Origin of the sequence: Peribacillus sp. FSL K6-5616, assembly GCF_038008245.1 — a bacterium.
GTDB lineage: Bacteria > Bacillota > Bacilli > Bacillales > DSM-1321 > Peribacillus > Peribacillus frigoritolerans.
Genome location: NZ_JBBOYT010000001.1, coordinates 2,910,718 through 2,937,299, shown reverse-complemented (window position 1 = coordinate 2,937,299; position 26,582 = coordinate 2,910,718). Strand labels below are relative to the sequence as shown.

At 40.5% G+C, this 26,582-nt stretch carries 25 protein-coding genes and 1 riboswitch; of the genes, 23 read left to right on the top strand and 2 right to left on the bottom strand.

What is annotated here, in order from left to right:
• The first annotated feature begins 101 nt into the window (after window positions 1–101).
• The 14 genes from MHB45_RS13995 (at window position 102) to MHB45_RS13930 (ending at window position 15,645) form a co-directional block, all read left to right on the top strand.
• Complete coding sequence (locus tag MHB45_RS13995; RefSeq protein ID WP_048680134.1) at window positions 102–977, top strand: superoxide dismutase; 876 nt, start codon at window positions 102–104, stop codon at window positions 975–977.
• Between the two features lie 442 nt (window positions 978–1,419).
• Entirely contained in the window at window positions 1,420–1,983 is a 564-nt protein-coding gene (ahpC, locus tag MHB45_RS13990; RefSeq protein ID WP_034308115.1) for an alkyl hydroperoxide reductase subunit C, read from the top strand.
• A 178-nt stretch (window positions 1,984–2,161) separates the two neighbouring features.
• The gene (locus tag MHB45_RS13985; protein ID WP_072273195.1) at window positions 2,162–3,808 is read left to right on the top strand and encodes an FAD-dependent oxidoreductase; all 1,647 of its coding nucleotides are present in this window, start codon (window positions 2,162–2,164) and stop codon (window positions 3,806–3,808) included.
• A 157-nt stretch (window positions 3,809–3,965) separates the two neighbouring features.
• A complete protein-coding gene (locus MHB45_RS13980; RefSeq protein ID WP_048680128.1) occupies window positions 3,966–5,126 on the top strand; it encodes a D-alanyl-D-alanine carboxypeptidase family protein in 1,161 nt (386 codons plus the stop codon).
• A complete protein-coding gene (locus MHB45_RS13975) occupies window positions 5,119–5,712 on the top strand; it encodes a nucleoside recognition domain-containing protein (RefSeq protein WP_048680124.1) in 594 nt (197 codons plus the stop codon). The genes MHB45_RS13980 and MHB45_RS13975 overlap by 8 nt, the downstream gene beginning before the upstream one ends.
• Before the next feature lie 13 nt (window positions 5,713–5,725).
• On the top strand, window positions 5,726–6,253 hold the full coding sequence (locus MHB45_RS13970) for a spore maturation protein (RefSeq protein ID WP_375543381.1): 528 nt from the start codon (window positions 5,726–5,728) through the stop codon (window positions 6,251–6,253).
• A gap of 302 nt (window positions 6,254–6,555) precedes the next feature.
• Window positions 6,556–7,296 carry a 23S rRNA pseudouridine(2605) synthase RluB gene (gene rluB / locus MHB45_RS13965; protein WP_034308106.1) on the top strand — a complete coding sequence of 247 codons (741 nt, stop codon included), beginning with the start codon at window positions 6,556–6,558 and terminating at the stop codon, window positions 7,294–7,296.
• A gap of 211 nt (window positions 7,297–7,507) precedes the next feature.
• Window positions 7,508–8,038, top strand: a complete 531-nt coding sequence (gene resA / locus MHB45_RS13960; protein ID WP_034308103.1) for a thiol-disulfide oxidoreductase ResA — start codon at window positions 7,508–7,510, stop codon at window positions 8,036–8,038.
• Window positions 8,039–8,056: 18 nt separating this feature from the next.
• On the top strand, window positions 8,057–9,706 hold the full coding sequence (gene resB / locus MHB45_RS13955; protein ID WP_072273193.1) for a cytochrome c biogenesis protein ResB: 1,650 nt from the start codon (window positions 8,057–8,059) through the stop codon (window positions 9,704–9,706).
• Complete coding sequence (gene ccsB / locus MHB45_RS13950) at window positions 9,699–10,877, top strand: c-type cytochrome biogenesis protein CcsB (protein WP_072273192.1); 1,179 nt, start codon at window positions 9,699–9,701, stop codon at window positions 10,875–10,877. Before resB ends, ccsB begins: the two co-directional genes overlap by 8 nt.
• Window positions 10,878–11,172: 295 nt before the next feature.
• Window positions 11,173–11,889 carry a response regulator gene (locus MHB45_RS13945; protein WP_034308096.1) on the top strand — a complete coding sequence of 239 codons (717 nt, stop codon included), beginning with the start codon at window positions 11,173–11,175 and terminating at the stop codon, window positions 11,887–11,889.
• Entirely contained in the window at window positions 11,886–13,679 is a 1,794-nt protein-coding gene (locus MHB45_RS13940) for an ATP-binding protein (RefSeq protein WP_072273191.1), read from the top strand. The genes MHB45_RS13945 and MHB45_RS13940 overlap by 4 nt, the downstream gene beginning before the upstream one ends.
• Before the next feature lie 216 nt (window positions 13,680–13,895).
• Window positions 13,896–14,456: an RNA polymerase sigma factor SigX gene (gene sigX, locus MHB45_RS13935; protein WP_048680217.1), complete on the top strand. Its 561-nt coding sequence runs from the start codon at window positions 13,896–13,898 to the stop codon at window positions 14,454–14,456.
• Entirely contained in the window at window positions 14,422–15,645 is a 1,224-nt protein-coding gene (locus MHB45_RS13930; protein WP_072273190.1) for a GerMN domain-containing protein, read from the top strand. The genes sigX and MHB45_RS13930 overlap by 35 nt, the downstream gene beginning before the upstream one ends.
• A gap of 48 nt (window positions 15,646–15,693) precedes the next feature.
• Here the strand turns inward: MHB45_RS13930 and serA are convergent, their stop codons facing one another.
• Window positions 15,694–17,268: a phosphoglycerate dehydrogenase gene (gene serA, locus MHB45_RS13925; RefSeq protein WP_072273189.1), complete on the bottom strand. Its 1,575-nt coding sequence runs from the start codon at window positions 17,266–17,268 to the stop codon at window positions 15,694–15,696.
• A 321-nt stretch (window positions 17,269–17,589) separates the two neighbouring features.
• Window positions 17,590–17,726: riboswitch (FMN riboswitch) on the top strand.
• Between the two features lie 164 nt (window positions 17,727–17,890).
• On the opposite strand from serA, the gene MHB45_RS13920 reads away from it, so the two are divergent.
• On the top strand, window positions 17,891–18,472 hold the full coding sequence (locus MHB45_RS13920) for an ECF transporter S component (protein ID WP_340907936.1): 582 nt from the start codon (window positions 17,891–17,893) through the stop codon (window positions 18,470–18,472).
• A gap of 126 nt (window positions 18,473–18,598) precedes the next feature.
• Here MHB45_RS13920 and MHB45_RS13915 read toward each other — a convergent pair whose 3' ends face one another.
• Window positions 18,599–18,847 carry a ferredoxin gene (locus MHB45_RS13915; protein WP_034308087.1) on the bottom strand — a complete coding sequence of 83 codons (249 nt, stop codon included), beginning with the start codon at window positions 18,845–18,847 and terminating at the stop codon, window positions 18,599–18,601.
• 290 nt (window positions 18,848–19,137) lie between these two features.
• On the opposite strand from MHB45_RS13915, the gene MHB45_RS13910 reads away from it, so the two are divergent.
• The 8 genes from MHB45_RS13910 to MHB45_RS13875 all read left to right on the top strand — a co-directional run bounded on the left by MHB45_RS13910 (window position 19,138) and on the right by MHB45_RS13875 (window position 26,504).
• Window positions 19,138–20,202: a helix-turn-helix domain-containing protein gene (locus tag MHB45_RS13910; RefSeq protein WP_048681776.1), complete on the top strand. Its 1,065-nt coding sequence runs from the start codon at window positions 19,138–19,140 to the stop codon at window positions 20,200–20,202.
• Window positions 20,202–21,707, top strand: coding sequence for a RecQ family ATP-dependent DNA helicase (locus MHB45_RS13905; protein WP_048681773.1), 1,506 nt, complete (start codon window positions 20,202–20,204; stop codon window positions 21,705–21,707). The genes MHB45_RS13910 and MHB45_RS13905 overlap by 1 nt, the downstream gene beginning before the upstream one ends.
• Window positions 21,697–22,323 (top strand): CPBP family intramembrane glutamic endopeptidase, encoded by a 627-nt coding sequence (locus tag MHB45_RS13900; RefSeq protein ID WP_072273188.1) that lies wholly within the window; start codon window positions 21,697–21,699, stop codon window positions 22,321–22,323. Before MHB45_RS13905 ends, MHB45_RS13900 begins: the two co-directional genes overlap by 11 nt.
• Window positions 22,301–23,053 carry a LysM peptidoglycan-binding domain-containing protein gene (locus MHB45_RS13895; protein WP_072273187.1) on the top strand — a complete coding sequence of 251 codons (753 nt, stop codon included), beginning with the start codon at window positions 22,301–22,303 and terminating at the stop codon, window positions 23,051–23,053. Before MHB45_RS13900 ends, MHB45_RS13895 begins: the two co-directional genes overlap by 23 nt.
• A 423-nt stretch (window positions 23,054–23,476) precedes the next feature.
• The gene (locus MHB45_RS13890) at window positions 23,477–23,935 is read left to right on the top strand and encodes a YpbF family protein (RefSeq protein ID WP_034308074.1); all 459 of its coding nucleotides are present in this window, start codon (window positions 23,477–23,479) and stop codon (window positions 23,933–23,935) included.
• Between the two features lie 94 nt (window positions 23,936–24,029).
• Window positions 24,030–24,845 carry a metallophosphoesterase gene (locus MHB45_RS13885; protein ID WP_048681761.1) on the top strand — a complete coding sequence of 272 codons (816 nt, stop codon included), beginning with the start codon at window positions 24,030–24,032 and terminating at the stop codon, window positions 24,843–24,845.
• Window positions 24,846–24,943: 98 nt separating this feature from the next.
• Window positions 24,944–25,837 (top strand): MerR family transcriptional regulator, encoded by an 894-nt coding sequence (locus tag MHB45_RS13880; protein WP_340907933.1) that lies wholly within the window; start codon window positions 24,944–24,946, stop codon window positions 25,835–25,837.
• A 91-nt stretch (window positions 25,838–25,928) separates the two neighbouring features.
• A complete protein-coding gene (locus tag MHB45_RS13875) occupies window positions 25,929–26,504 on the top strand; it encodes a genetic competence negative regulator (RefSeq protein WP_048681755.1) in 576 nt (191 codons plus the stop codon).
• Window positions 26,505–26,582 lie beyond the last annotated feature (78 nt).

The window sequence follows — 26,582 nt, the reverse complement described above, 5'->3', positions numbered from 1 at the left end:
AAGCCTTGCTGTTTTTTTTAGCTATAAATGGAATCTCCGCTTAATCGAAACATAAAATATTTTGATGATTTATGTGCATGGGAATAGGGGGAGGTTGCAAGATGTCTGAGGTAAGAGATTATGCTAAAGAGGTAAGTGATTGGGTTGATGGAGTGATGGAATATCTTGAGAAGATCGATATCACCGATTCGCCGTTGCTGTCAAATATTGAACGGCTTTCCGGGTTGGCTAAGAATATGGATGAGGAAGAAATGGATTATGAGGATATGGTCCTGATTGAAGAAGAGATGGCTCGGGTCTACGAGGAAATTGAAGAACTCGCTAGAGAATTCAATATACAGGAAAGGCAATCAGTGCCGATTGGGAAGCATACGCTACCGCCGTTACCTTATGCCTATGAAGCGTTGGAACCGACGATCTCAAGGGAAATCATGTATCTGCACCATGATAAGCATCATCAAGCATATGTCGATGGTCTGAATAAAGCGGAATTGATGATGAAAAAAGCGAGAGAAACGAATGATTTTTCCTTGTTGAAACATTGGGAAAAGGAAGCAGCTTTTCATGGATCAGGCCATTATCTCCATACGCTGTTCTGGGAAGTGATGATTCCGGGAGGGGGCGGACAGCCAAGGGGGGATTTACTTAAACAGATTGAGAAGGATTTTGGAAGCTTTGCAGCTTTTAAAAGTCATTTTAGTGAGGCTGCCAAACAAGTAGAAGGTGTTGGCTGGGCGATATTAGTCTGGTCTCCGCGTGCGCGGCGGCTAGAAATACTTCAATCGGAATTGCACATGGTTTTGACCCAGTGGGATACGATCCCAATCCTTGTTCTTGATGTATGGGAACATGCTTATTACCTGCAATATAAAAATAATCGGGCAGGCTATGTGGACAAATGGTGGGACGTTGTAAACTGGCCGAAAATAGCCGTAAGGTTCACCGAAGCGAAAAAGCTTATTTGGAAAAAGCAATAACTGATAAAATATAGAAATGTCTTTGGAGAACCAATTACAACTAAACGGGCCGTCAAGGTTCGTTTTTTTTTATTGAAATTTCGAAACAAGAATTTTTTAGGGGGAATATGGGAAAGATATGAAGGGAGACCTGAAAATTTTATTTGAAAGCAACTTATGATTCTCATTTGGATATTATAATTAGATTGAAAAGGAGAGGAAATCATCTCACGAAATAATGAGCATTTGTCTTATTTGTATCCTAGAAATAATATTGGAAATGTGTTGAAAATGCTAATTTGAAGTACTATGGGATTTTAAAAATAATTAATTTATATTAATATAAAAACTGTGACCAATTTGTGAACTTAAAAATTATTAAGGTATATTTATTGACTAGTTTCTATTTAATAATTATTATAAACAGGAGCAGATAAAAAAATAGCTATTGGAGGAATTTATTATGTCATTGATCAATAAACAAGTTGAAGATTTTAAAGTACAAGCTTACCATGCAGGAGAATTCAAAGAAGTTACACTTGAAGATGTTAAAGGGAAATGGGCAGTATTCTTTTTCTACCCAGCTGACTTCTCTTTCGTATGTCCAACTGAATTAGCCGATCTTCAAGATAACTATGAAACATTCAAGGAAATTGGTTGTGAAGTTTACTCAGTTTCAACAGATACTCATTTCAGCCACAAAGGATGGGCTGATGCTACTGATACAATCGGAAAAATCCAATATCCAATGTTAGCTGACCCAGCAAACGTTTTATCCCGTCAATTCGGTGTATTGATTGAAGAAGATGGTTTGGCTCTACGTGGAACTTTCATCGTAAATCCAGAAGGACAAATTAAAGCATACGAAGTCAATGATTTAGGAATTGGCCGTAATGCAGAAGAACTTGTAAGAAAAGTTCAAGCTGCACAATTCGTAGCGGAACATGGAGATAAAGTTTGCCCTGCAAAATGGACTCCAGGTGAAGATACTCTTGAACCAAGCCTAGACCTTGTAGGTAAACTTTAATTTTTAATGGGAGGGTCCATTTCTACTGGTAATGGACATACCCAGCATTGTTTACGATTACTGGACAAATCGTCCGACATGATCTAATGACAAAAGGCACTTACCTAAAATAAGTGCCTTTTGTTTTTCAAAATAATCAGTTTAGCACGTTATAATCATTCAGCAAGGAGCACAAAAGATGAAAAAAATATATGATTTATTAATTATTGGTGGCGGTCCTGCAGGCCTCTCAGCAGGTGTTTATGCAGGAAGAGCTAAGTTAAAAACAATAATCCTAGAAAAAGGAACTGGCGGCGGACAAGCTGCAACTACGTCGGAAATAGCCAATTATCCTGGTATCCGTCATATATCGGGCCCTAGGTTAGTTGAAGAAATGAAGCTTCAAAACGAAGATTTTGGCGTTGAGTTCGCCAAAGCCGATGTAACGGGCGTGGATTTCTCCGGTGAGGTGAAAGTCGTTAAAACCCTTGGCGGGGACTACCATGCACGCGCCGTCATCATTGCAACGGGTGCTTCTCCAAGAACGCTAGGATTTCCAGGTGAAGAGGAATTCACTGGCCGCGGTGTAGCGTATTGTTCAACATGTGATGGTGAATTCTTTGAAGGGTTGGAAGTTTTCGTTATCGGCGCAGGATATGCAGCCGCTGAAGAAGCGATATTCCTGACACGTTTTGCTACAAAAGTTACGATCATCGCCCGTGAATCAAGCTTCTCGTGTGCCCCGTCCATTGTTGATAAAGTAATGGCAAATGATAAGATTGAAGTGAAATTCAATACGGAAATCCTAGGGGTTCATGGAGACGGGATGATTCAAAGTGCGCGTTTCATCAATAATGTTACCAAAGAAGAATTTGAATATAAGGCGAAGGAAGAAGACAATACATTTGGCGTATTCGTTTTCATAGGTTACGAGCCGAAAACAGAGATATTCAAGGGCCATATCGAAATGGATGATGCTGGTTACATTTTAACCGATGATGATATGAAGACTAATGTGAATGGTGTCTATGCGGCGGGCGACCTAAGGCCAAAATCCTTGCGCCAGATTATCACAGCAGTATCCGATGGAGCGATTGCAGCAACGGATGCCGGCAAATATATTGAGGAAGAAAAAGATCGCCTGGGAATCAAGGATGAACCTGAAGATGAAAAACCAGCGAAAAAAGAACAGGCAGCTGTCCCAGCAGGCAAGAGCGCTTTATTAAGTGATGCGTTACGTGGCCAATTAAAGGGAATCTTCGGCAAGATGGAGAGCGGCGTTACTATGGTGTCCATTGTCGATGAAAGTTTGCCAAAATCAGTAGAATTGCGAGACTTCCTGTTGGATGTTGCGGAATTAGGAGATAAGCTTCATCTTGAGTTATACAACAAAGGGGAAAATGCGGAAATCGAAGAAAAAATCAATGCGGATAAGTTCCCTGTCGTTGCCCTCTTAAATTCAAATGGTGAATACAGTGGCGTCAAATTCCACGGTGTACCAGGCGGCCATGAGTTGAATTCCTTCATTTTGGCCATCTATAACCTGGCTGGACCTGGTCAAGCATTGGATTCAGCCGTATTGAATTCAATTAAGGGAATCAGTAAAAAAGCGAACATTAAGGTCATGGTTTCATTGTCATGTCACTACTGTCCAGACGTTGTTGTGGGTGCACAGCGCATAGCGATTGAAAACCCTAACGTTGAAGCTGAAATGGTCGATATAAGCAATTTCCAGGAAATCAAGAAGAAATATAAAGTCATGAGCGTGCCGGCCATGATCATCAATGATGAAGAAGTCGTATTCGGAGCTAAGAAAATTGATGAAATCGCTGCATTATTAGTATAATAGAACACTAAATCGATAGGGGCCCCTATCGATTTTTTTTATGGGAATTCTCCCTTGAAATCAGTGGATATCAGGAAGGTTTAGATTCTTTTATTCATAACCCTTGTCCCTTTGCATAAACTTGTACAAAAACAAGTAAAGAGACGAGGGGGCACTCATGCGTTTTCTATATAAAGGGTTATCGAGTTTATGTATCGTCATTCTCCTGTTGTCTTTTATGGCACCTGTACAAAGCGTCAATGCAAATGTATCCGTAAGTGCCCATAGCGCGATTTTAATGGATGAGGATAGCGGAAGGGTCATTTATGAAGTGAATGCTCATGAAAAGAATCGCATAGCAAGCATTACGAAAATAATGACGGCTATCTTGGCTATTGAATCGGGACAAATGGATGAGACAGTGAAAGTGAGCAGCAATGCTGTCGGGACGGAGGGATCTTCCCTTTACTTAAAAGAAGGAGAAAAAATTAAGCTCGAAGATTTGGTATATGGCTTGATGCTTCGTTCAGGTAATGATGCAGCAGTGGCAATCAGCGAAAAGGTTGGCGGAAGCCTGGATGGATTCGTCTGGATGATGAATCAAAAGGCGGAAGAAATAGGGATGAAAAATACCCATTTTTCAAATCCACATGGTTTGGATAATACGAAGAACCATTATTCAACCGCCTATGATATGGCCATTCTCACTCGTTATGCCATGCAAAATGAAACGTATGTGAAGATTGCCGGCACAAAGGAACACAGGGCACCTAATTCCACAGAACAATGGGATTATGTTTGGAAGAACAAAAATCGCCTTCTTACACAATTATATGAGTATTGCACAGGGGGGAAAACAGGGTATACGAAACTAGCAAAACGTACCTTGGTCACGACGGCAACAAAAAACGAGCATGACCTGATTGCTGTGACATTGAATGGTCCGGATGATTGGAATGATCATATTCACATGTACGAATCCGCCTTTAAGGATTATAAGCCAACAGAAATTTTACCCGCAGGCATGGTGGAAAACATGGAAAATAAAATATATAAAGGACATGTCTACATTAAAAATGATTTTTCGTACCCACTGACAAACGAAGAGAGAGAATTGGTCAAAGTGAAAATGAAATTGCTGAAGCCCCAGAAGGCTTGGGATGATAAAAGGAAAATCCCGGAAGTGGTCGGCAGAGCATCCATCTATCTTGATGGGAAGAAAATAGGCACTCGCTCAATTTTTTATGGAGAAGCAAAAGAAAGCTTCAAGCAACAATCATTCCAATCTTCATGGGCTGAAGTATTTGAAGCGGTATTGGGAATCGGACGCAATGGTTAATTACATTTGGGTCGGGATGTTCGTGATCGGTATCGTCTTTGGCATGATTAATGGAACGATGGATCAGGTGAATGAAGCTCTATTTGTCAGCGCAAAGGAAGCGGTCACCCTTTGCCTGGGACTGATGAGCATACTTGTCTTTTGGCTGGGTTTGATGAAAATAGCGGAGGAATCGGGGCTGTTAGATAAACTATCCAACTTGTTCAAGCCGTTCATGAGATGGCTATTCCCTGAAGTGCCTCCTAATCATCCAGCAATGGGGTATATACTTTCCAATATGATGGCAAACACATTCGGATTGGGGAATGCGGCTACACCTCTTGGTATAAAAGCCATGGAACAGCTTAAGAAACTAAATGGAGGAAAAGCAACGGTCAGCCGCTCGATGGTCACTTTTTTAGCAATCAATACCTCAAGCGTAACGTTGATTCCAACCACTGTCATTGCGATCCGCATGAACTACGATGCCCACTCCCCGACGGACATCGTATTTCCGACCATAATAGCAACGGCCATTTCTGCCGTTGGGGGAATCGCGATAGATCGATATTTTTATTACAGGAGAAAAAGGAGCGGGAGGGAATAGGATGTTGCACTGGATGACTACCATTTCAATTTGGATGATACCGGTTTTGATCCTCGGTATATTACTGTATGGCACATTGAAAAGAGTTCCCACCTATGAGACCTTCGTTGAGGGGGGGAAAGAAGGAATCAGCATGTCCTTTTCCCTCATCCCTTTCCTGGTGGGGATGCTTGTGGCAATTTCAGTATTTAGGGCATCAGGGGCCTTGGATTTCATTGTACAATCACTGCATCCCTTGCTTTCCCTTCTTCATTTTCCGTCTGAGGTTTTACCCCTTGCGATTATTAGACCAATATCCGGAACAGCAGCTTTAGGAATCACCAGCGACCTGATATCGGTTTATGGACCGGATTCCTTTGTTGGCCGCTTGGCTGCCACGATTCAGGGAAGTACAGATACCACCTTCTATGTATTGACCGTTTATTTTGGAGCCGTCGGAATCAAAAAAATGGGTGATGCCCTTAAGGTCGGCCTTTTGGCAGACTTGATTGGAATCATAGCTGCCGTTATTGTCGTCACACTGGTTTTCGGTATGAATTAAAAGGTAGGGAAATGGACGATTCCATTTCTTTTTTTTGTCTTTTTTCTTAAAAGCAGCCCTCCATTATTAAGGTGTATTCAAACTTTCATCAAAAGAAACATTTTTTTGTATGGAAAAATAAGCTATGTTACACTCATTATGGAAACCAACCCATTTAACCGTCCCATTATTGGTGTAATAATAAAAGAAAAGCTCTTAATCGCGAAAAACCTTTTGTTTTTGCCTCTCAATATGTAATAATTGTATGATTGTGTATGTATAGACAATAACAAACGAATGATTATACTATGGGGTGAAGATAGATGGAACGATTACAAAAGGTGATAGCACATGCTGGACTGGCTTCCCGCCGTAAAGCAGAAGAGTTGATTTTAGAAGGTAAGGTAAAAGTGAACGGCAAAGTAGTGAAGGAATTAGGTGTGAAAGTGGGGCCTAATGATAAGGTTGAGGTTAATGAAGTCCCGCTTGAAAAAGAAGCTCCGGTTTATTTCCTATTCTATAAACCGCGCGGCGTCATTTCGGCCGTTTCCGATGATAAGAACAGAAAAGTCGTAACGGACTTTTTCCCTTACATCAATGAACGGATTTATCCAGTTGGCCGCTTGGATTACGATACTTCGGGCTTGTTGATTTTAACCAATGACGGGGAATTTGCAAACACGTTAATGCATCCGAAGCATGAAGTGGATAAAGTGTATGTGGCAAAAGTGAAAGGGATGCCTTTGCGTGAAAGCTTGAAAAAGCTGGATAAGGGTATCAAGTTGGAGGATGGCAAGACTGCTCCGGCCAAGACAAGGGTATTGTCTACCGACAAGAAAAAGGAAACGGCCATAGTTGAAATCACAATACATGAAGGCAGGAATAGGCAAGTCCGCCGGATGTTCGAAGCAATTGGTCATCCCGTCATTAAATTGAAGAGGGAACAATATGGTTTCTTGACCTTGGACGGTTTAACTGCAGGGGATTCCCGGGAGCTGACTCCACATGAAGTTAAATTAATGCGGACTTTAGCAACGACCGAGCCTAAACAGCGGAGAATGTAAGCTAGTATTTTTTCCCGTATTGATAGGTTGAAACCACTACCCCTACTCTTCCCCTGGAAGAAATGGGTGGTGGAAAACAACCTGTAAATACCTTTTCCTTCATGAATCGGGAAAGAATGTCACAAAACCTTCAGAAATGTAAATATAAAGGACATGTCGTTAAATGGTATAATGGTATGGTTAAATTTAGTGTGGCCTTAGGAGGATCTCTATGGATAAAAAGAAGCGACGCCTCATTAGCAGAACCATCATTCTCCTGCTTTTAGGTGCAGCTTTAGTGTTTGCCCTTTATACGAACTTCACTAAAGATAAGAATGAAAGCCTGAGAAAAGGATCCGATGCACCCAATTTCGTCTTGACTGATATGGAAGGTAAAGAGCATAAACTATCAGATTACAAGGGAAAAGGCGTCTTCCTGAACTTTTGGGGTACATATTGCAAGCCGTGTGAATATGAAATGCCTTATATGGAAAATCAATATAAAAACTTTAAAGACCAGGGCGTTGAGATATTGGCCGTTAACGTCGGGGAATCTGACTATGCTGTCAATAATTTCATTACAAAGCATGATCTTACCTTTCCTGTCATGATCGATAAAGGTAGGGAAGTGGAAAATGCTTACCGCGTGGATATATTGCCTGTCTCCTTTTTGGTTGATAAAGAGGGGAAAGTGATAGATATCATCACCGGAGCTTTGACAGAAGAGAGCATCCAAAAGCATATGGAGAGAATTAAACCATAATATTGGGGAGTTTTTGACATGAAAGAAGTAAAATGCGATTGTGGTCATGTAAATCCGTTTGGCACAAAGATATGCGGGAAATGCGGAATGGTGCTTGGTAACGAAAAAGAGAACAAGCTTATTGATATGAGATATGAAGGAAGTGCCAGGCGTTCACAAACATATAAAACAACGATCATCGATAAAATATGGAATTTCTTTTCTTCCGTTAAGGTCGGGGTGACGCTCATTGTCATTGCTTTGATCGCTTCAGCTATCGGGACGATTTTACCCCAGGAAATGTACATCCCTTCAACCGCGACGCCTGCAGAGCATTATGAACTGGAATATGGCTGGTTCGGAAGGGTGTATTATGAACTCGGGTTTCATAACTTGTATAGTTCATGGTGGTATTTGATTATCATAGGCATGCTGGGCATATCACTATTGATTGCCAGTATCGACCGGTTCTTTCCGTTATATCGATCGTTAAAAAAGCAAGGGGTCACACGTCATGACGGTTTCATGAAACGTCAGCGGATTTATGGGGTGACAAAGCTTGAAGAACAAGATATAAACCTTGAAGAAGTAAAGGATAGACTAAAAAGGCAGCGTTATCATATACGAGAGGAAAACGGTCATATACTTGCCGAAAAAGGTCGTTTTTCACGCTGGGGACCCTATGTCAATCATATTGGACTTATCATTTTCTTAATTGGAGCATTATTGCGTTCCGTCCCTGGGATGTATATCGACAAAGTACTTTGGCTGCGTGAAGGCGAGAGGAAAGAAATCCCCGGTACAAATGGTGAATACTATCTTCAGAATAATGAATTTACCTTAGAGGTGTATGACAAAGAGAGTGAAGAAGATAAGCAGTACAGTGCTGCAATTGATAAAACCGGTACGATCGCAAAAACATATCAATCCGATGTTACGCTCTATGAGCGCAAGGGAGAAACCTTACCAGGGGAAAAAGTGGACCTTGATAAGCTTAAAGATTATAAAATCAAAGTCAATGAACCTCTGAAACATGATCATTATGCCCTCTACCAAGTAGACTATAAATTGGATGAGCTCAGTACGATGGCTTTTAATTTGATAAATAAAAAAACCGAAGAGAAATATGGAAGCTTAAAGGTTGATTTGAACAACCCTCAAAAGAAATACGAGTTGAAAGAAGGATATTCCGTTGACTTGATCAGTTACTTCCCTGATTTCGAGTTCGATGAAAAAGGCGAACCTAGAACGATATCGAAGATTCCGAATAATCCAGCATTTATCTTTAAGATGCATACTCCGGATAAGCCAGAGGGTGAAGTCAGTTTCGTAGCGATTAAGGAGACTGTGGAGCCTTTAGGGGAAAACACTTATAAAATGGCTTTTAATGGTGTGGAAACCCAAGATGTCACGGCTTTGACCGTCAGGAAGGATTTAACGCTTTGGATTCTATTCACGGGTGGAATCATCTTCATGATCGGCGTTGTCCAAGGGTCTTATTGGAATCACCGGCGTATATGGATTAAAAGGAAAGATGGTGAGATACTTTTGGCCGGCCATACAAACAAAAACTGGCACGGCATTAAAAGAGATATAAAACAAGCAATAGAATCAACATCACTTTCCGAACCAATGGATCAACTTGAAGAGGAGAAATCTTCTAGTAAGGGGGAAGTTTTAAATGGCTGAATTAAGCAGTAACCTTTTATATGCAGCTTTCATTTTATATCTGATCGCTACCTTTTTATTCGGGGGATCGATCAAGGATAAACGCGGTGCGGAGGAAAAAGAACAAAACAAATGGGCAAAACTGGGCATTTTCGTCACCATTCTCGGGTTTGCAGCGCAAATTGGGTATTTCATCACCAGATGGATTGCTGCCGGACATGCCCCGGTAAGTAACTTGTTTGAATTTACGACCTTTTTCGGAATGATGCTGGTCGGTGCTTTCATATTAATTTATTTTCTTTATAAAACACCTGCCCTTGGGCTATTCGCTTTACCGATTGCATTATTGATAATCGCTTATGCAAGTATGTTCCCTACAGAGATTTCGCCACTCATTCCTGCTTTGCAGAGCGATTGGCTCCATATTCATGTAACGACCGCAGCGGCAGGACAGTCGATCCTTGCCATAAGTTTCGTTACTGCCATCATTTATTTAATCAAATTCGTTGATCAGACACAATCAAGCAAAAGAACGTTCTGGCTTGAAGTCATCATGTTCACATTAGTCTGCACCATCGGTTTCGTCATCATCACTTCTTCTTTTGCTGCCATGGATTATAAGGCGAATTTTGATTGGGTCGATAAAAAAGGTGCCGAAGTCAAACAGGAATTCAACCTGCCGGCATTGGTAGGTCCCAATGAAGGGAAACTTATTGAGACGGATCGATTTGAACCGCTGGTGGACATGCCTGCACTGATCAATGCCAAGAAACTGAATACCGTTCTTTGGTCATTCGGTATGGGACTCGTCCTGTATGGTTTAATAAGGTTGATTGCTCGCAAAAGAGTGGCAGCACTGATTAAACCGATCGTTAAAAATGTGAATTTGAATTTATTGGACGAGATTAGTTATCGTTCGGTCCTTATTGGTTTTCCAATCTTTACACTCGGTGCCCTCATTTTTGCAATGATCTGGGCTCAAGTGGCCTGGACACGATTCTGGGGCTGGGATCCGAAAGAGGTCTGGGCACTGGTTACTTGGTTGTTTTATGCGGCTTTCTTGCATTTGCGGATGTCTAAAGGGTGGCAAGGGGAAAAATCGGCTTGGCTTGCCGTCATCGGTTTTGCCATCATCATGTTTAACCTGATATTCGTCAATCTTGTTATTGCTGGTTTGCATTCATATGCTTGATTCTGTATTGTAATAATTAGATGAAGGGGGTCTTTTGATAGAAACGTCGAGGAGTTGGCTTATCGATTTTTCTAGAGAATGATCCCTTTTTCCTTTCATCCCTTTTAATAAGAATATTTTGGTGAAAAAGCAATTATCCATTCTTAATGAGCGGTCGGAGTCTTTTTTGTGACAAAATGGTGAAAGGTTCATGGAAGCCACTCGAAAATGGCTCTTTATCGTACTTTGTAAGGAAAAAGTATTAGTCATGGAAGTATTCATTTTGTAGAATATATGATAGGAGGCTGATTACATAATGTATAACGCTATTAAAATTCTCGTGGTGGATGATGAGGAAAGAATCCGCCGGCTGCTAAAGATGTATTTGGAAAGAGAAGAATACATAATCGATGAAGCTGAAAATGGAGATATGGCTTTAACAAAAGCCCTTGAAAATGATTATGATTTGATTTTATTGGATATTATGATGCCTGGGAAAGATGGAATCGAAGTTTGCCGTGAATTAAGGGAAAAGAAAACGACTCCAATTATCATGCTGACGGCTAAAGGGGAAGAAGTGAACCGCGTTCAAGGATTCGAAGTGGGGACCGATGATTATATCGTAAAGCCGTTCAGTCCCCGTGAAGTCGTGTTAAGGGTTAAAGCTTTATTGCGTCGCTCTTCAAGCACAGGTTACATGCAGACGGAAACGACGGCAAAAGATGTTATCGTCTTCTCACATCTAACAATAGACAATGATGCCCACCGTGTACTTGCTGATAACAAAGAGGTTTCATTAACACCGAAAGAATATGAATTGTTATATTTCTTGGCGAAATCCCCAGATAAGGTTTTTGACCGGGAGCAATTGTTAAAAGAAGTATGGCACTATGAATTCTTTGGAGATCTTCGAACTGTAGACACGCATGTTAAACGCTTGCGTGAAAAATTAAACCGTATATCCGAAAACGCAGCCAAGATGATTGTGACCGTTTGGGGTGTAGGTTACAAGTTCGAAGTCATTAATGACTGATGCTATGGGGCAGTGTTGTAGGGAAGCTATGGGCAACGATCCTATTGCTCGTGTCGTTTGTATTAATTGTTTTAACCGTTCTGCTGGTCGAATTCTTTGAGAATTTCCAAATTGAAAATATTGAAAATGATTTAACCAAAACGGCTGAACAAATCATTAAGGTGACCAATGAACATCAGGGATCCAGCAATGAGGTATTACAAATAGCTTCGGAATTAATAGGCAATGAAACGAAAATGATCATTCTTAATGATGACAAAATGGTATTCTCATCCATCGGTGGAGATAATGAGTTTGAAATCACGCCGGAACTCATTAAAAATGACCCCGAATTGCTCAAGGTTTTTACGGAAAGAAAGACTGTAAAAAAGGAAATGGCGCTATCCGAAGATGCGGGAAACGAGGGCTTATCCGCAATCGTGGTAGGCATTCCGCTTGAATTGAATGGGGAACAGGATGAAGTGTTCCTATTTCAATCGTTGGAGTCCATGGAAGAAACCACAAAATCCACTACACAGTTCATTTTATTGGCAGCAGGCATCGCCATTATTTTGACAACGATTTTTGCTTTCTTTTTATCTACAAGAATCAATGCTCCATTGGTGAAGATGAGGGAAGCCGCCCTAGCGATTGCCCGGGGGAAATTTGATACAAAGGTTCCAATACTGACTCAAGATGAAATCGGTGAGCTGGCCATAGCGTTTAATCAGATGAGGAAGCAACTGAAATTCAATATGAATGCACTTAGTCAGGAAAAGGAACATCTCTCAAGCATTCTTAGCAGTATGGCAGATGGGGTCATCACCTTCAATAAAGACGGCACAATTCTTGAAACGAATCCTCCAGCGGAAAGGTTTCTGCAATCCTGGTATTTTGAAAAGGGCTATAACCGGGAAGATAATGTGAATGTTCCTTTGGTTTTGATGAATCTTTTTGATGAATCAGAGTCCTTCGATAAGGAACAAGTCGGTGAAATTACCTTGCAGGGCCGTAATTGGGGATTGATTGTCAGTCCGCTATATACAAATGGCGACAATATTCGGGGAGCGGTGGCCATCATAAGGGATATGAGTGATGAAAGACGGATGGACAAACTCAGGACTGATTTCATAGCGAATGTTTCCCATGAGTTAAGGACCCCGATTTCAATGTTGCAAGGATATAGTGAAGCGATTGTAGATGACATTGCGGGCAGTGAAGAAGAAAAGGTGGAAATGGCCCGCATCATCTATGATGAATCTTTGAGAATGGGACGTTTAGTCAATGATCTTCTCGATCTAGCTAAATTGGAATCGGGTAAAATGAATCTTAGCTATGAATGTGTACCTATTTCTCCATATTTAAAGAGGATTACAAGTAAGTTTTCTGGGCTGGCTAAAGAAAAAGGGATTACCATATCAGCCAGCCTGCAAGAAGATCAGATTCAATGGCACTTCGATCCGGACCGTATTGAACAGGTTTTGACCAATTTAATTGATAATGCGATTCGTCATACTCCCCCAGGCGGTAACATTGATGTCATTCAGAGGACAAGTGATCGAAGGGGACTGATCATTGATGTGAGGGACTCTGGATCTGGAATTCCCGAAGAAGATCTGCCATTTGTATTCGAGAGGTTTTATAAAGCGGATAAAGCAAGGACCCGCGGCCGTTCGGGTACCGGATTGGGTTTGGCAATCGTAAAAAATATAATCAATGCCCATGATGGCTACATTTCGGTAAACAGTTTACCTAATAAAGGGACGACGTTCAGTATCATTTTGCCTCGAATTATGGAAAACGCTGAATGAATGACAGGTGGATCGCCAGATAATCTTGTTTCATAAAGAACTGCGAAGACAAAGGCAAGTGGATTTCTTTCCAACTTGTCTTTGTTTTTTTAGGAAACAAAATAAGAAGTCCCTGATATGTGGAAATTAACGGAATTTTATAATAAGATTAAAGCCGAAGTATGTAACTTTTGTTTAAGATTGACGACTATATTTATGAACGGATGTGGGGAAATGATGGATTCCGTTTTCCACGATCTTTATGAAAAATATCATCAGGAAATATATCAATTCATTTTTTATATGACTAAAAATCGAGAAACCGCCGAAGACCTTGTTCAGGAGGTCTATATCCGGGTGATGAAGGCCTATGAACGCTTCGAAGGAAAAAGCAGTGAAAAAACGTGGATGTATTCGATTGCAAGAAATGTGACGATTGATCACTTTCGGAAACAAAAAGGGTGGAAAGACAAAATCTTTCCTAATTTTGATTGGGATAGGCAATTGCTAAAAGATGAAGAGCCCATTCCCGAGGAAGTGGCTATCAAGAACGATGAAATCCAAGATATTTACCAATGCTTAAACCGGTGTACCACGAATCAAAGATCCGTGATCATTTTACGATATATTCAGGGATTGTCCATTACGGAAACTGCTGAAGTATTGAATTGGAGTGAAAGTAAGGTAAAAACGACCCAGCACCGAGCTTTGAAGGCCATTAAAAAGTTGATGGAAGATTTATCAGGAAAGGAGGGCCACCGCATTGAGGAGATCCCGTTGGAAAGAAAGCGAAATTGAAGACATGCTGCGCGAGCTTCCGAAATTAAAAGATGACCGAACCAAGGCAGAGGTGTATGCGAGAATACATGATAAAAAGAAAAAGAAACACTGGATACCTCTATTCGCGGGTGTTGCCTCCTTATTCTTGATGGTTGTTTTGGCATCATCGTTCATTATTGAAATAAAAGGAACGACAAGTCGAGAAGACAGCGGCAGCAGTGGGAAATTGTCTCTATCTGAAAGTAAGGAAATGGCAGATCTTGAACGGAAGGATACAAGTAACCAAGAAAAGCCCTCAGAAGATAAACAGGAAGCTCAAGAGTTTTCGAGTAACCAAGCGAAAATCGAATCCAAAGACAAGTTTTCAGAAATGGAACCGCGAAAAGGGCAAAAGGAAAAAACATTTGAACAAGCGATCTATCAGGATGACCTTAAAAATGCCTCGATCATTACGATGGGTGTCCCAGATGATCAAATGAATTTCATCGTTCCCATTTCAATTAAACTTAAACATCATGATGAAAGTGATACACTGAATCAGTTAGTTAAACAAATGTCCGATATCGATGAAGCGCAATATGGGCTATCTGACTATTTTCCGCTTGATATAAAGATTAGCCAAGGAAACGATATAAACACTGCCCATATTGATTTTCCAGAAAAAAGCCAACTGTTGGCTGAAGATACACTTTTTCTCCATTCGATGGAAGAAACGCTTTCCTATAACAATATAGAGAAAATGACATTTTCCACAGAAGGTAAGCAAGGTGCCAGGTTTGCACATGCGGGATATTTAAAGGAGATGGATATACCTCATCAAAAAAAACGCACATACCTTCTTTATCAAAGGGAAGAGTCTTCTCCAAGTTTCCTTGTTCCAAGCAATATGGGTTATCGGGACTTTGAGGAGGCGCTGCAAGCCGGAAAAGGGGAGGCGGACATCGAGGGAATTTCACCTGCAATCCCCCATGACCTGAAATGGGAAAGGATAAACTCTAATGGAGATCTTGTGATCATTCATCTATCAGATCAAGCTGTTATTGAAAATAGTGAGGAAACCCTTCAAGCTTTAGAAGCCATACTCTTCATAGCTAAGGATTTTGGTTTTGAAAAAGTGAAGTTTGAAAATGCTCCTATTGAAGAGGTGGGCCAGTTGAATTTAACTGAAGACATATTGGTGCCAGAAGCACCGAACCAAGTGAATTGAATGCATTAACAGAAAAAAGTGCCCGCGCTGCGGGGCACTTTTTTCTTCTTATAATGAAATACGGGCCATGAACGTAATTTCTTCTGTTTCCATTAAAAACTGTTTCATGTTGTCTTCTAATGGTAAATCGAAGCTCAAAACCATGATGGCTTCACCGCCAGCTTCTTTTCGGCCAACCTGCATGGTGGCGATATTCACTCCGTGATCACCCAGGATTTTACCTACGTTACCGATTACACCGGGTTTATCGGTATGCTGGATATAAAGTAAATTCGATTCTGGATGAAAGTCGATTTTGAAACCATTCAAACTTACAATTCGAGAACCATAGTTTTCGATATAGGTCCCACTTATTGTTAATTCTCGGTTGTCACCTTTTACTTTAAGGCTGATCAAATTCGAGTAACCTAAAGAGTCCGTAGAGATTTTTTCGCCAATGGTTATGCCACGCTCTTTTGCGATCAACAAGGCATTCACTTCATTGACTGATGCATCGACTCTTGATCTTAAAAAGCCGGAGATTAGACTTTTTGTAAGAATCGCGGTATCGAAATCCAAAGATTCTCCTGCATATGTAACGGAGATTTCCTGAATTCCTTCATTCATGCACTGGGAAGCAATCGATCCCATTTGCTGAACAAGTTGATGGAATGGCTGTACCTTTTCAAACACTTCTTTAGATATGGCCGGAAGGTTGATTGAACTTGATACTGGATTTCCTTCGAAATAGGTCAATACTTCTTGGGCAACCTGTACGGCGACATTTAATTGGGCTTCTTTCGTGGAAGCGCCTAGATGCGGTGTAGCAATGACGCTGTCCAGTTCCAGCAGTTTATGGCCAAGTGGGGGTTCTTCGACGAAAACGTCCAGTGCCGCCCCTGCAACATGCCCTTCAACTAACATTTCATATAAATCATCTTCGTCTAGAATTCCACCACGGGCGCAGTTCAGTACATAAACCCCTTTTTTACAGGTAAGCAGTTTTTCTTTATTAATTAATCCTCTAGTTTCATTCGTTAGTGGTGTATGGACAGTAATGATGTCTGCTTTAGGAAGCAATTCATCCAATGGCAGGGCCGTTACGGACATTTTCTTTGCACGATCTACAGTCAGGAACGGGTCATAGACAATGACATCCATTCCAAACACTTTAGCACGTTTGGCAATTTCCCCTCCAATGCGTCCAAAGCCAACTATGCCTAATGTTTTACCACGAAGTTCAGTTCCCGTATATGAAGAACGTTTCCACTCCCCATTTTTCAATGAAGCATAAGCTTGCGGAATGTGGCGCAATAATGAAGCCATCATCGCGAATGTATGTTCAGCTGTTGAAATGGTGTTGCCGTCAGGTGCATTAACCACGACAATCCCGCGTTTTGTCGCTGCGGGGATGTCTATGTTATCAACACCGACACCAGCGCGTGCTATAATTTTTAACTGCGGCATACGGTTCATTAAATCTTCCGAAACCTTTGTTGCACTTCTCACAAGAATTGCATCGATCTGATCAAGTTCGTTTGCAGCTTCCTCTACGGTCTTCTGAATGAGATGAATATTGCATGCCTCTGAAAGCGGTCCGAGTCCTTCTGGTTTAATGGCGTCTGCTACTAAAATCCGATACACGTCTAAACACCTTCCTAAGGAAAAAATTATCTTAAATTTCAGTTAATTTTACAATTGAAATGCTGATAATGTCAATTTGGCTTATCTGAATGAAAGCGCTTAAACAAATGATTTTCATCTGATCATCCGTTTAATGCGGCGATATAAATAGCTTCGTCTCCTTTTGCGAAAAATTTTCGAATTGTCATATTGTAAATCCGCCATTTGTTTTAAGCCGTTCACTGCGACGATCGATATTCATCCTACATGCATCAAATGAGAAAAAATGCTATCAAAAAAAAGGTATTTCAGATATAATGGGAAGTATAAAAAATTTTATAGGTCTATCTTCGGGGCGGGGCGCAATTCCCCACCGGCGGTGATGAAGGGATTTCTACTTCTAAGCCCGCGAGCCTTACAAGGCAGGATTTGGTGTGATTCCAAAGCCGACAGTATAGTCTGGATGGGAGAAGATGGAGGTTCCTTAGTGCGTTTCAACAGTTATTTGCTGAACGTTTGTTTGATGTAACCTTTAATTTATCCCTTTAATTCCATTGGAATTAAAGGTTTTTTATTGAACATCAACATATTTTGGAATCCTAACCTCTTTTTCAGGTAGATCGGAAAAGAAGGAGAGAGAACTATGAAAAAGAACAAAGTGAAAAAAATGGTCTCACTTGCCATGATGGGAAGCATATCGTATTTATTGATGCTTTTAAATTTCCCGTTTCCAGGATTCCCGCCTTTTCTCAATGTTGATTTTAGCGACATACCAGCACTGATGGCGGCATTGATTTTCGGTCCGATGGCTGGAATTCTAGTCGAGTTCATTAAAAACCTATTGGATTTAGTCATGACAGGGACCTTGACTGCTGTGCCTGTGGGGCATATCGCTAACTTTATAGCCGGAATACTGTTTGTCTTGCCGACTTATTATGTATTTCAGAAAATCAATTCAAAAAAAGGAATGACGTTCGCCTTACTTGCGGGAACAGTTTCCATGGCAGTATTCATGAGCGTATTAAACTATTTTGTCTTTTTACCGGCTTATACCTTCTTTATGGGATGGGATGCCATGTCGGCGCCCGAGTCAAGAAAGTTCGTTACCACGGCAATCTTGCCTTTCAACGTGATTAAAGGCGTACTCATCACATCTGTATTCATGTTGCTGTTCATTAAATTACAGCCATGGATCAATAAGCAAACATTATATAAAAATGCTTAATGGCATTGACGATAGATATGAAAAAACAACCGGATATCCATATCCGGTTGTTTTTTTATGCCTGTTTTTTGGTATGTGCATTGGCCAAAAGAAAAAGCCATTCTCGATTGAAAATGGCTTGTATCTTTATTCGAATTTTAGTGCATCTCCGTCAAATGCCTCGTCAGCAACTTTGATGGAATCCGTTGGGCATCCTTCAAATGCATCCATCATGTCGTCTATAAGTACATCTGGAATTTCAACGATACCCTCGTTATCGTCAAGGGTAACAAATGCAATCCCTTCGTCATCATAATCATATATATCTGGTGCCGCTGCTCCGCAAGCTCCACAAGCTATGCATGTTTCTTTATCCACAATAGTAAATTTAGCCATGAATATAACCCCTCCTAAGTTGATTAACAACTGATAATCTTTTTATTTCAGATTATTATCTCTTTCTTATTGTAAGACCGAATGCCAAACTTTTCAATAGAAATTGTATTGATAATAACTATCATGTAGCTTAATGTCAACGAAAAACATCGAAATAATTAACTTGGTCCTTTCCATGTTTCGTCATTTAGTCACATAATTTCCGTTGTATTCATCAATAATAACGGCGGTTTTTGCAGATTTTTGTTACAATGGGTTTATTGGTTAAATGAAACAAGGATGTGAGTCCCATGAATAATTATCTACAGGCCATCATTCTATATGCGATAAAAAAATTTCAAGGTGAGCGCTCCATTTATGCTATATACCATATGCTGCAGGGTAAGAAATCGTCACAAACGATCCAAGATGCCCACTTATTCGGGTTAACGGATATTTTTGGGACAATACCTCGATTTACCCGTCAGCAATTAAATCAAAACATTGAACATTCGGTTAAGCATGACTTGATCAATTTAACGGATAAACCAGATGCATATGAAATTAGTTTGCAAGGTGAACGAATGTTGGACGATTACTTTAAAAATAATCCTTTTCCGGAGTATTTAAATGGTTGGAAGTATCACAATATCACCCCTGTTTTTTGGGGAAGGTTAAACTTACTCATTCAAACCATATCCCATATTGTCCACAATGAAAGACGTTTTTATCCGATACAACGAAATCCCAAAATCCAATTCTTCGTAAAGGAATTTTTACATGCCAATCGTCAGGATCGAGCGTTGATTGCCCAACATCTATATGATGAACTGGTATCCCTTTTAGAAAATCAAAGTGATATGAAACGAGACATTTTCATTTTGAAATTGACCGGGATAAACAGGATTGGACTAACGTTTGAACAGATTGCAAAAAGGAAAAATGCGGAAGAAGAGTATGTTCGCTATACATTCCTTGACTCATTGCATCAAATGCTTGCAGAAATGGAAACGGGTAGTGATTACCCTCTCTTATCCTCATTAACCAATGATTGGAAAAGAAGTGGTAATCCTCATTTGACACAATCTACAAAGACTACTTTACGATACATCCAGGAAGGGAAAAACCTCGGTGAAATAGCTGAAATCCGCAGATTGAAAGTCAACACCATCGAAGATCACCTCGTAGAAATTGTTTTATCGGAAAAAGATTTTCCGATTTCCGATTATGTGAAAATCGAGGATGAGAGGGAAATTGCTGAAGCGATTAAGCAACTTGGTACCAAAAAGCTTAAAGCTATCAAGCAGATGGTCGATAATAAACAAATAAGCTTTTTCCAAATAAGACTTGTACTTGCGAAAATAGGTGAGAGATGATGAACATGGAACGAGTCCTCAAAGAAAAATTCGGTTTTGATGAATTTCGTCCCGGACAGAAGGAAGTGGTTGAATCATTGATGTCCGGCCGTCATACATTAGCGATGCTCCCAACCGGGTCAGGTAAATCATTATGTTATCAGCTGCCGGCTTATCTGGTAAATAAGACTGTCATAATTGTCTCCCCGTTATTATCTTTAATGCAGGATCAAGCGGATCAGCTGAAGATGAGCGGCGAAAAAAGTGTATTGACCCTCAACTCTTTTTTGACGCTTAATCAAAAAAGGAAAGCTTTCGATAGGTTACATAGTTATCGTTTTATCTTTTTATCTCCTGAAATGCTGAGCATCGATGGTGTGATAAAATCCTTGAAATCCATAGAAATAGGCTTGTTCGTCATAGACGAAGCTCACTGCATTTCACAATGGGGGTACGATTTCCGTCCGGATTATTTGAATTTAGGAGAAGTGAGGCGTGAACTGAATAATCCGTTGACGCTTGCCCTGACGGCAACTGCAACCGATGAGGTCCGGAGGGACATCGTTGTTAAACTTAACATTGGGCAGGCCGAGGAAATGGTCTCATCCGTTGATCGTGAAAATATTGCCATTATTATCGAGCGAATGTTCAGCTATGATGAGAAGCTAGCCCGTGTGCTGGAGCTTGTCAGGAAATTTAACGGAAGCGGAATTATTTATTTTTCCTCTAAAAAAGTGGCGGAATCAGTCGCTGGTTTTTTACAGGATAACGGGATCGATAGTGTCAATTATTATCACGGTGGAATGGAGCAGGAACAAAGGATGCTCATTCAGCAGCAATTCATTTCCGGCCAGTTGAAAATCATATGCGCAACAAGCGCTTTTGGAATGGGTGTGAATAAATCGGATGTCAGATATGTTATCCATTTTCATATCCCGTCCACGATGGAAGCATATCTTCAGGAGATTGGCAGGGCGGGGCGAGACCGGAAACAAAGTGTGGCTGTCTTATTATATAGCGAAGGGGATGAAGGGCTTCCCCTTCATTTGATGGAGCAACAGTTGCCTACGGATTCGCAAATCGATGGTGTATGTTCTTTCCTTAATGAATCACAAAAGAATCTGGCGAATTTGACCCCCTCAGAAAAAGAGCAGCTGTCGCTATCCTTTTCGTTGAACGAAATCCAGCTCCGTTTTTTTACCCAGTTTATTATGGGCAATAACCAGGATCAAGTGGCAGAGATGAAAGAGTATTGTCAAAAGAGGAAAACCAGTAATCAAGAAAAGCTGCATAAATTCCTTCACTGGATATATGCACAGGAATGTCGCCGTTCAGGGATACTGGACTATTTTGGAGAAAAGCATCGGGAAGCGAACCCCATCTGCTGTGATATCTGTGGGATGGATGCCGAAAAAATGGCTGATGTATGGCCGGAAGTAAAGGTGGATCCGGCCAATTCCTTTTCCACTTGGAAAAAGGAATTGGCTTATATCTTACTAAAGAAGGAAAATGGCAATGAAAAATAAGCAAGCTGAATTAATTAAACAACTTACAGATAAACAGTTGCTATATAATTTGTTTCTTACACAAATTATTCTCTTAACGTTAGCCATCTTTTTAGGTATTATTTTATTTAAAGACCGTTCTGCTTTTTTCGACTTATTTATCTTTGGGGACCTGAACATTTTGCTGATTGGTGTTCCTGCTGGAGTCATTGTCGTGTTAATTGACATATTGCTTATGAAAGTGACACCATCTTCCTATCAGGATGATGGCGGTATTAACGAACGCATTTTCAGTAATTTGTCATACCCGATGATATTTGTTATAGCTTTAGTGGTAGCGATAAGTGAAGAAGTATTATTCCGTGGAGTGCTGCAAACACATTTTGGTTTGCTTCTTACGAGCCTCATTTTTGCAGCCGTTCATTATCGTTACCTTTTTAATTGGTTTTTATTTTTAAATGTATTGGTTTTGAGCTTCTTTATCGGGTTTCTATTTGAAATGACTAATAATATCATCGTGACGATTACGGCCCACTTTTTGATTGACTTTATCCTTGGTATTTTAATCAGGAACAAAAAGCAAAGAGGGTTTAGCAAGAAAGGGGGTGACTTGAATGAGCCGGGTGCAAAAGAATGAAAAAGAAAATGATCAGGCTGGTGAACTTCGTTCGCGAATTGAACGCCAGAAGGCAAAGTCATCATTGCCCAAACGGAGTAAAGTCCACCAGAATAAAAAGAAAAAAAGTAAAGTGAAGATTAAACTTCCAATGATACAATTATTAGCGTTATTTTTCATTTTGCTTCCAATTGGATTTTACAGCCTTTATACATATTTTCAGGATAGGCCTTTACCTGTTACTAAAAGTGACCAAGTCGTCTTAAAAGAGGAAGATATAGAATCGATTCCAACCACAGCAACGGCAGAGGACTTAAAGGAAAAAGAGTCGGCTAAGGCTGAAGCGGAGAAAGAAAAAGAAGAAGCTGAGGCTAAAGCCAAAGCGCAGCAGGAAGCTGAGGCTAAAGCCAAGGCACAGCAAGAAGCTGAGGAAAAGGTCAAAGCGCAGCGAGAAGCTGAGGCTAAAGCCAAAGCGCAGCAAGAAGCAGCGGAAAAGGCCAAAGCGCAGCGAGAAGCTGAGGAAAAGGCAAAGAAAGCAGCAGCAGAAAAGAAAAATGCACAAGCCGCTAAACCGGATAAAGAGGGATACAAAGTTGTCTTACATACTGTTCAAGGTGAAGAAACATTATTTCGCATTTCCATGAATTACTACAAATCACAGGAAGGGATTGCTCTGATCAGGGAGTGGAATGGGCTGAATGGCAATGAAATTTCCAAAGGTCAGGTATTGAAAATTCCAATCAAGAAATAATGATGGCACCTTTAGAAAAAATCAAGTTTTTAAATCCTACTATTTCAAAACAAAAAAGACTTTAGGCAACAGGAGTTCTACCTTAATGTTAAAACAAAGTTGATTGGAGCGGGTGTTCGAGAATCCTGCGGGAAAAGCGCGTCCAAGGGAGACCCCGCAGGCGCAGTGGCGCCGAGGGCGGACCACCCGCGGAAAGCGAGTGCCTGAAGTGAAAATCAACATTCAAATTTTAAAAACCTAAAAAGCTGGAGACAAAACTCAATTATTATCGAGTTTGTCTCCAGTCTGACCCTGTCTTTATAGGCAGGGTATTTTTAATATTGTTCAACTTGGTTAAGTATGAAGGCAATCGTGTCAGGTACATTATCATTTTTTCCTCTACTCTTTCATATCATGATTTGAAAGAGCAGAGGAGGAAATGCGATGGAATCGACAATCATTTTACTGGATGAGAAAACGGATCAAGCAACAAAACAAATGCTGCAAAATGTCGTGGATCGGAAGAAAAAATTCGAGGCACTTAAAAAGAAGCATCTTCAAAGCTTATGGGCAACCATGATCGTTGCTGTCCTTTTTATGATTTATCTTTATTTTTATATTGTTGTACCTTATTCCTATTCCTTTTTCAGCATGTTTAGTGTTTTCGTCGACCATTTTAGCCATTTCCTTTTTTTGGCGGCAGCGATTGGTCTATATGGATATATGGTTTTAATTAAAAAAAAGCTAGATAAAGCTGAAAAGGAGTTTCAACTTTTACGCTGTGAAATCATTAATAAAAGTAAGCAATTGTGGGAAAAAGAGGAAGAATGGAAAAATCGCCATAAGGTTTTTGAAATGATGAAGAAGAATTATGATATTAACTTATATCATGAAAATAAATGATGGTCGCGTTAAATCATATTTAATTGCGGGTAATACCGTTTTATGGTTATATGAAAGTACGTTTGGATAAGGATGGAAAGAAGGTTTAACGAAGATGTTATGGTTATCTGGATTATTTTTAATCATCATCCTGCTGTCATTTGCCATGATCTTTTACATGTGGCGTACGGCTATGCAAGATAGGGTGGTTTCTCAAAACCTATATTTTAAAGACTTTCCTGAAGGCTTTGGCGATGTGCGGATTTTTTTTATATCCGATCTTCATCGGCGGATCATTGCGGATAAATTGATTGAGGAAACACGTGACAAGGCAGATTTGGTGATAATCGGCGGTGACATTAGGGAAAGCGGGGTTCCCTTAGAACGTGTGGAAAAAAATATTTTGAAACTAAAAGAACTTGGTCCCCTTTATTTTGTTTGGGGTAATAATGATTATGAAGGGGACTACCATGAACTGGATGCGACTCTTTTGAAACATGGGGTGAAGATCCTTGATAATACAGCTGTTTCTTTTGAGTCTCAGAATGGCAGCAAAATCGCTCTTCTGGGCATTGATGATATATCGGAAGAACGTGATAGGCTTGACCTTGCCCTGTCGGATTGCGGGAATGAAGATTTCCGGATTTTGGTGAGCCATAATCCATTGGTCAAGAAACAGTTGACTCCAGAACACCATATTAGTCTTGTCCTGTCAGGTCACACCCATGGCGGGCAGATTCGCATATTCGGATTCGGGCCCTATCAGATCGGAAGTGTTAAAAAAGAGGGGGAATGTATATATATGACGAGTAATGGCTATGGGACAAGCGCAGTGCCTTTAAGGCTTGAAGCTAAGCCTGAAACGCACCTCTTCACCCTGAAAAGGGGGACAGACACTGAAATAGGCGAAGCTGTGGAAAAAACCTATTAGGCTGCTTTTAAGCGAGCATACCGGGATTTTACAGACCTTGAAAAATCCACTATAATTTCATCAAATGATCGTACAGTTATTGGAGGCCTTGTAAAACCATGCAAGAAGGTAAATATAATATAAAGGCAGTTTCAAAACTGCTGGACATTCAGTCGGGAACCCTTAGGGCTTGGGAAAGGCGCTATAAATTTATCGAACCTATCAGGAATGAATCGGGGCACCGGCTGTATACTGAAAAACACCTGCAAATCCTTAAGTGGCTCATTACTAAAACAAAGCAAGGTTTTACAATAAGCCAAGCCGTTTCTCTTCTCGAAAGTACTGGCACCCTAGCGCCTGGAGTTCCTGAAACGAACCGTAAGGATGAACAAGCGATTAAGTTATCGGATGAATTAATCGAAGCTCTATTGAATTTCAATGAAAATAAAGCCCATATGATGATAAGCCAAGCATTCAGTATGTATACAATCGAACAAACCATAGTGGATGTACTCGGTTCAATATTGGTTCAGATTGGGGATAAGTGGGAAAGGGGAGAAATTACTTCCGCTCATGAACACTTTGCGTCGAACATAATAAAATCCAGGATCAGTTCGGTTATGCATACAATTCCGACTAATGGTTTTCTTCCGAAAGCCCTTACCGTTTGTGCTCCCGGTGAAAAACATGAATTTGGACTATTGATCTTCACCATTTTTTTGAAGCGGAAAGGGTATGAAACCATTTATTTAGGAGAATCCATTGCTGATAAGGACCTTTTCACCGTTTTAAACATCATTAAGCCCTCTTACCTATTCATGTCATGTTCACTGAAAGAGAATCTTGCTGGAACATTCAAGCTGGTCGAATCTTTATTAAAGGATTTTCCGGATTTGAAGGTGGGTCTTGGCGGTGCAGCTTTGAGCCTTATTTCTGAAGAAGACCGAACTGCCTTCAGCGGAGTCTTAATGGGGGACACGCAATCGAAATGGGAGGAGTGGCTGAGAGGTTAGCGACGGGCGTCTTAGGAGAAATAATGGATATGCACCCTGCGACCAAGGCTTCATATGATGTATGAAGATGGTAACCAGGGGGCATTTTTTTATGAAGCTGGAACGATTAACTAATAATAAAATCAAGATTTTTTTGACCCTTGATGATTTAATTGATAGAGGCATAACGAAAGAAGATATTTTAGGTAATTCCTTAAAGGTTCACAAGCTATTTCAGGATATGGTCGAAGAAGCGTGCGAAGAACTCAGCTTTAAAATGAGTGGCTCCATTGCAATCGAAATTTTCTCCTTGCCCGCGCAAGGGTTGATAATCATCGTGACAAAGGACGAAGAGGAACTATTGGCAGACGAAGAGGAATTCTTGGATTTACAGGTGAAAATTGATGACTTCCCCCATATTCTTTATGTTTTCGATGACTTTGAAGATATCGTCCAATTATCTCATAGATTATCTTTTCAAGGTTTGCTTAAAAGTACCCTTTATCATTTTGAGGGTAGATACTATTTACTTATCGAAAATGTTAAAGACACGACATATGACACGGTCATATCTCTAGCGGCTGAGTATGGCCATGCATCTACATTGACACTCAGCCGCATCAATGAATATGGAACATGTATAATCGAAAATGAAGCGATACATGTTTTGCTCACACATTTTAGCTGACGTAAGACAAATGAGACAAGGCAGCCGCATTACGGTGAAAAAATGTGGTTTGCCTTTTTTTGTGTCAACTTTCGGCCG

What these genes read in the sequence shown, in the direction of transcription:
- ccsB (WP_072273192.1), top strand. Translation starts at nt 9,699, where the DNA reads ATGGCTGAATTAAGCAGTAACCTTTTATATGCAGCTTTCATTTTATAT.
- MHB45_RS13970 (WP_375543381.1), top strand. Translation starts at nt 5,726, where the DNA reads ATGACTACCATTTCAATTTGGATGATACCGGTTTTGATCCTCGGTATA.
- MHB45_RS13995 (WP_048680134.1), top strand. Translation starts at nt 102, where the DNA reads ATGTCTGAGGTAAGAGATTATGCTAAAGAGGTAAGTGATTGGGTTGAT.
- ahpC (WP_034308115.1), top strand. Translation starts at nt 1,420, where the DNA reads ATGTCATTGATCAATAAACAAGTTGAAGATTTTAAAGTACAAGCTTAC.
- MHB45_RS13890 (WP_034308074.1), top strand. Translation starts at nt 23,477, where the DNA reads ATGGAATCGACAATCATTTTACTGGATGAGAAAACGGATCAAGCAACA.
- MHB45_RS13895 (WP_072273187.1), top strand. Translation starts at nt 22,301, where the DNA reads ATGAGCCGGGTGCAAAAGAATGAAAAAGAAAATGATCAGGCTGGTGAA.
- resB (WP_072273193.1), top strand. Translation starts at nt 8,057, where the DNA reads ATGAAAGAAGTAAAATGCGATTGTGGTCATGTAAATCCGTTTGGCACA.
- MHB45_RS13915 (WP_034308087.1), bottom strand. Translation starts at nt 18,847, where the DNA reads ATGGCTAAATTTACTATTGTGGATAAAGAAACATGCATAGCTTGTGGA.
- MHB45_RS13910 (WP_048681776.1), top strand. Translation starts at nt 19,138, where the DNA reads ATGAATAATTATCTACAGGCCATCATTCTATATGCGATAAAAAAATTT.
- MHB45_RS13900 (WP_072273188.1), top strand. Translation starts at nt 21,697, where the DNA reads ATGAAAAATAAGCAAGCTGAATTAATTAAACAACTTACAGATAAACAG.
- MHB45_RS13875 (WP_048681755.1), top strand. Translation starts at nt 25,929, where the DNA reads ATGAAGCTGGAACGATTAACTAATAATAAAATCAAGATTTTTTTGACC.
- MHB45_RS13945 (WP_034308096.1), top strand. Translation starts at nt 11,173, where the DNA reads ATGTATAACGCTATTAAAATTCTCGTGGTGGATGATGAGGAAAGAATC.
- MHB45_RS13920 (WP_340907936.1), top strand. Translation starts at nt 17,891, where the DNA reads ATGAAAAAGAACAAAGTGAAAAAAATGGTCTCACTTGCCATGATGGGA.
- sigX (WP_048680217.1), top strand. Translation starts at nt 13,896, where the DNA reads ATGGATTCCGTTTTCCACGATCTTTATGAAAAATATCATCAGGAAATA.
- rluB (WP_034308106.1), top strand. Translation starts at nt 6,556, where the DNA reads ATGGAACGATTACAAAAGGTGATAGCACATGCTGGACTGGCTTCCCGC.
- MHB45_RS13880 (WP_340907933.1), top strand. Translation starts at nt 24,944, where the DNA reads ATGCAAGAAGGTAAATATAATATAAAGGCAGTTTCAAAACTGCTGGAC.
- MHB45_RS13975 (WP_048680124.1), top strand. Translation starts at nt 5,119, where the DNA reads ATGGTTAATTACATTTGGGTCGGGATGTTCGTGATCGGTATCGTCTTT.
- resA (WP_034308103.1), top strand. Translation starts at nt 7,508, where the DNA reads ATGGATAAAAAGAAGCGACGCCTCATTAGCAGAACCATCATTCTCCTG.
- MHB45_RS13885 (WP_048681761.1), top strand. Translation starts at nt 24,030, where the DNA reads ATGTTATGGTTATCTGGATTATTTTTAATCATCATCCTGCTGTCATTT.
- MHB45_RS13985 (WP_072273195.1), top strand. Translation starts at nt 2,162, where the DNA reads ATGAAAAAAATATATGATTTATTAATTATTGGTGGCGGTCCTGCAGGC.
- MHB45_RS13905 (WP_048681773.1), top strand. Translation starts at nt 20,202, where the DNA reads ATGAACATGGAACGAGTCCTCAAAGAAAAATTCGGTTTTGATGAATTT.
- MHB45_RS13980 (WP_048680128.1), top strand. Translation starts at nt 3,966, where the DNA reads ATGCGTTTTCTATATAAAGGGTTATCGAGTTTATGTATCGTCATTCTC.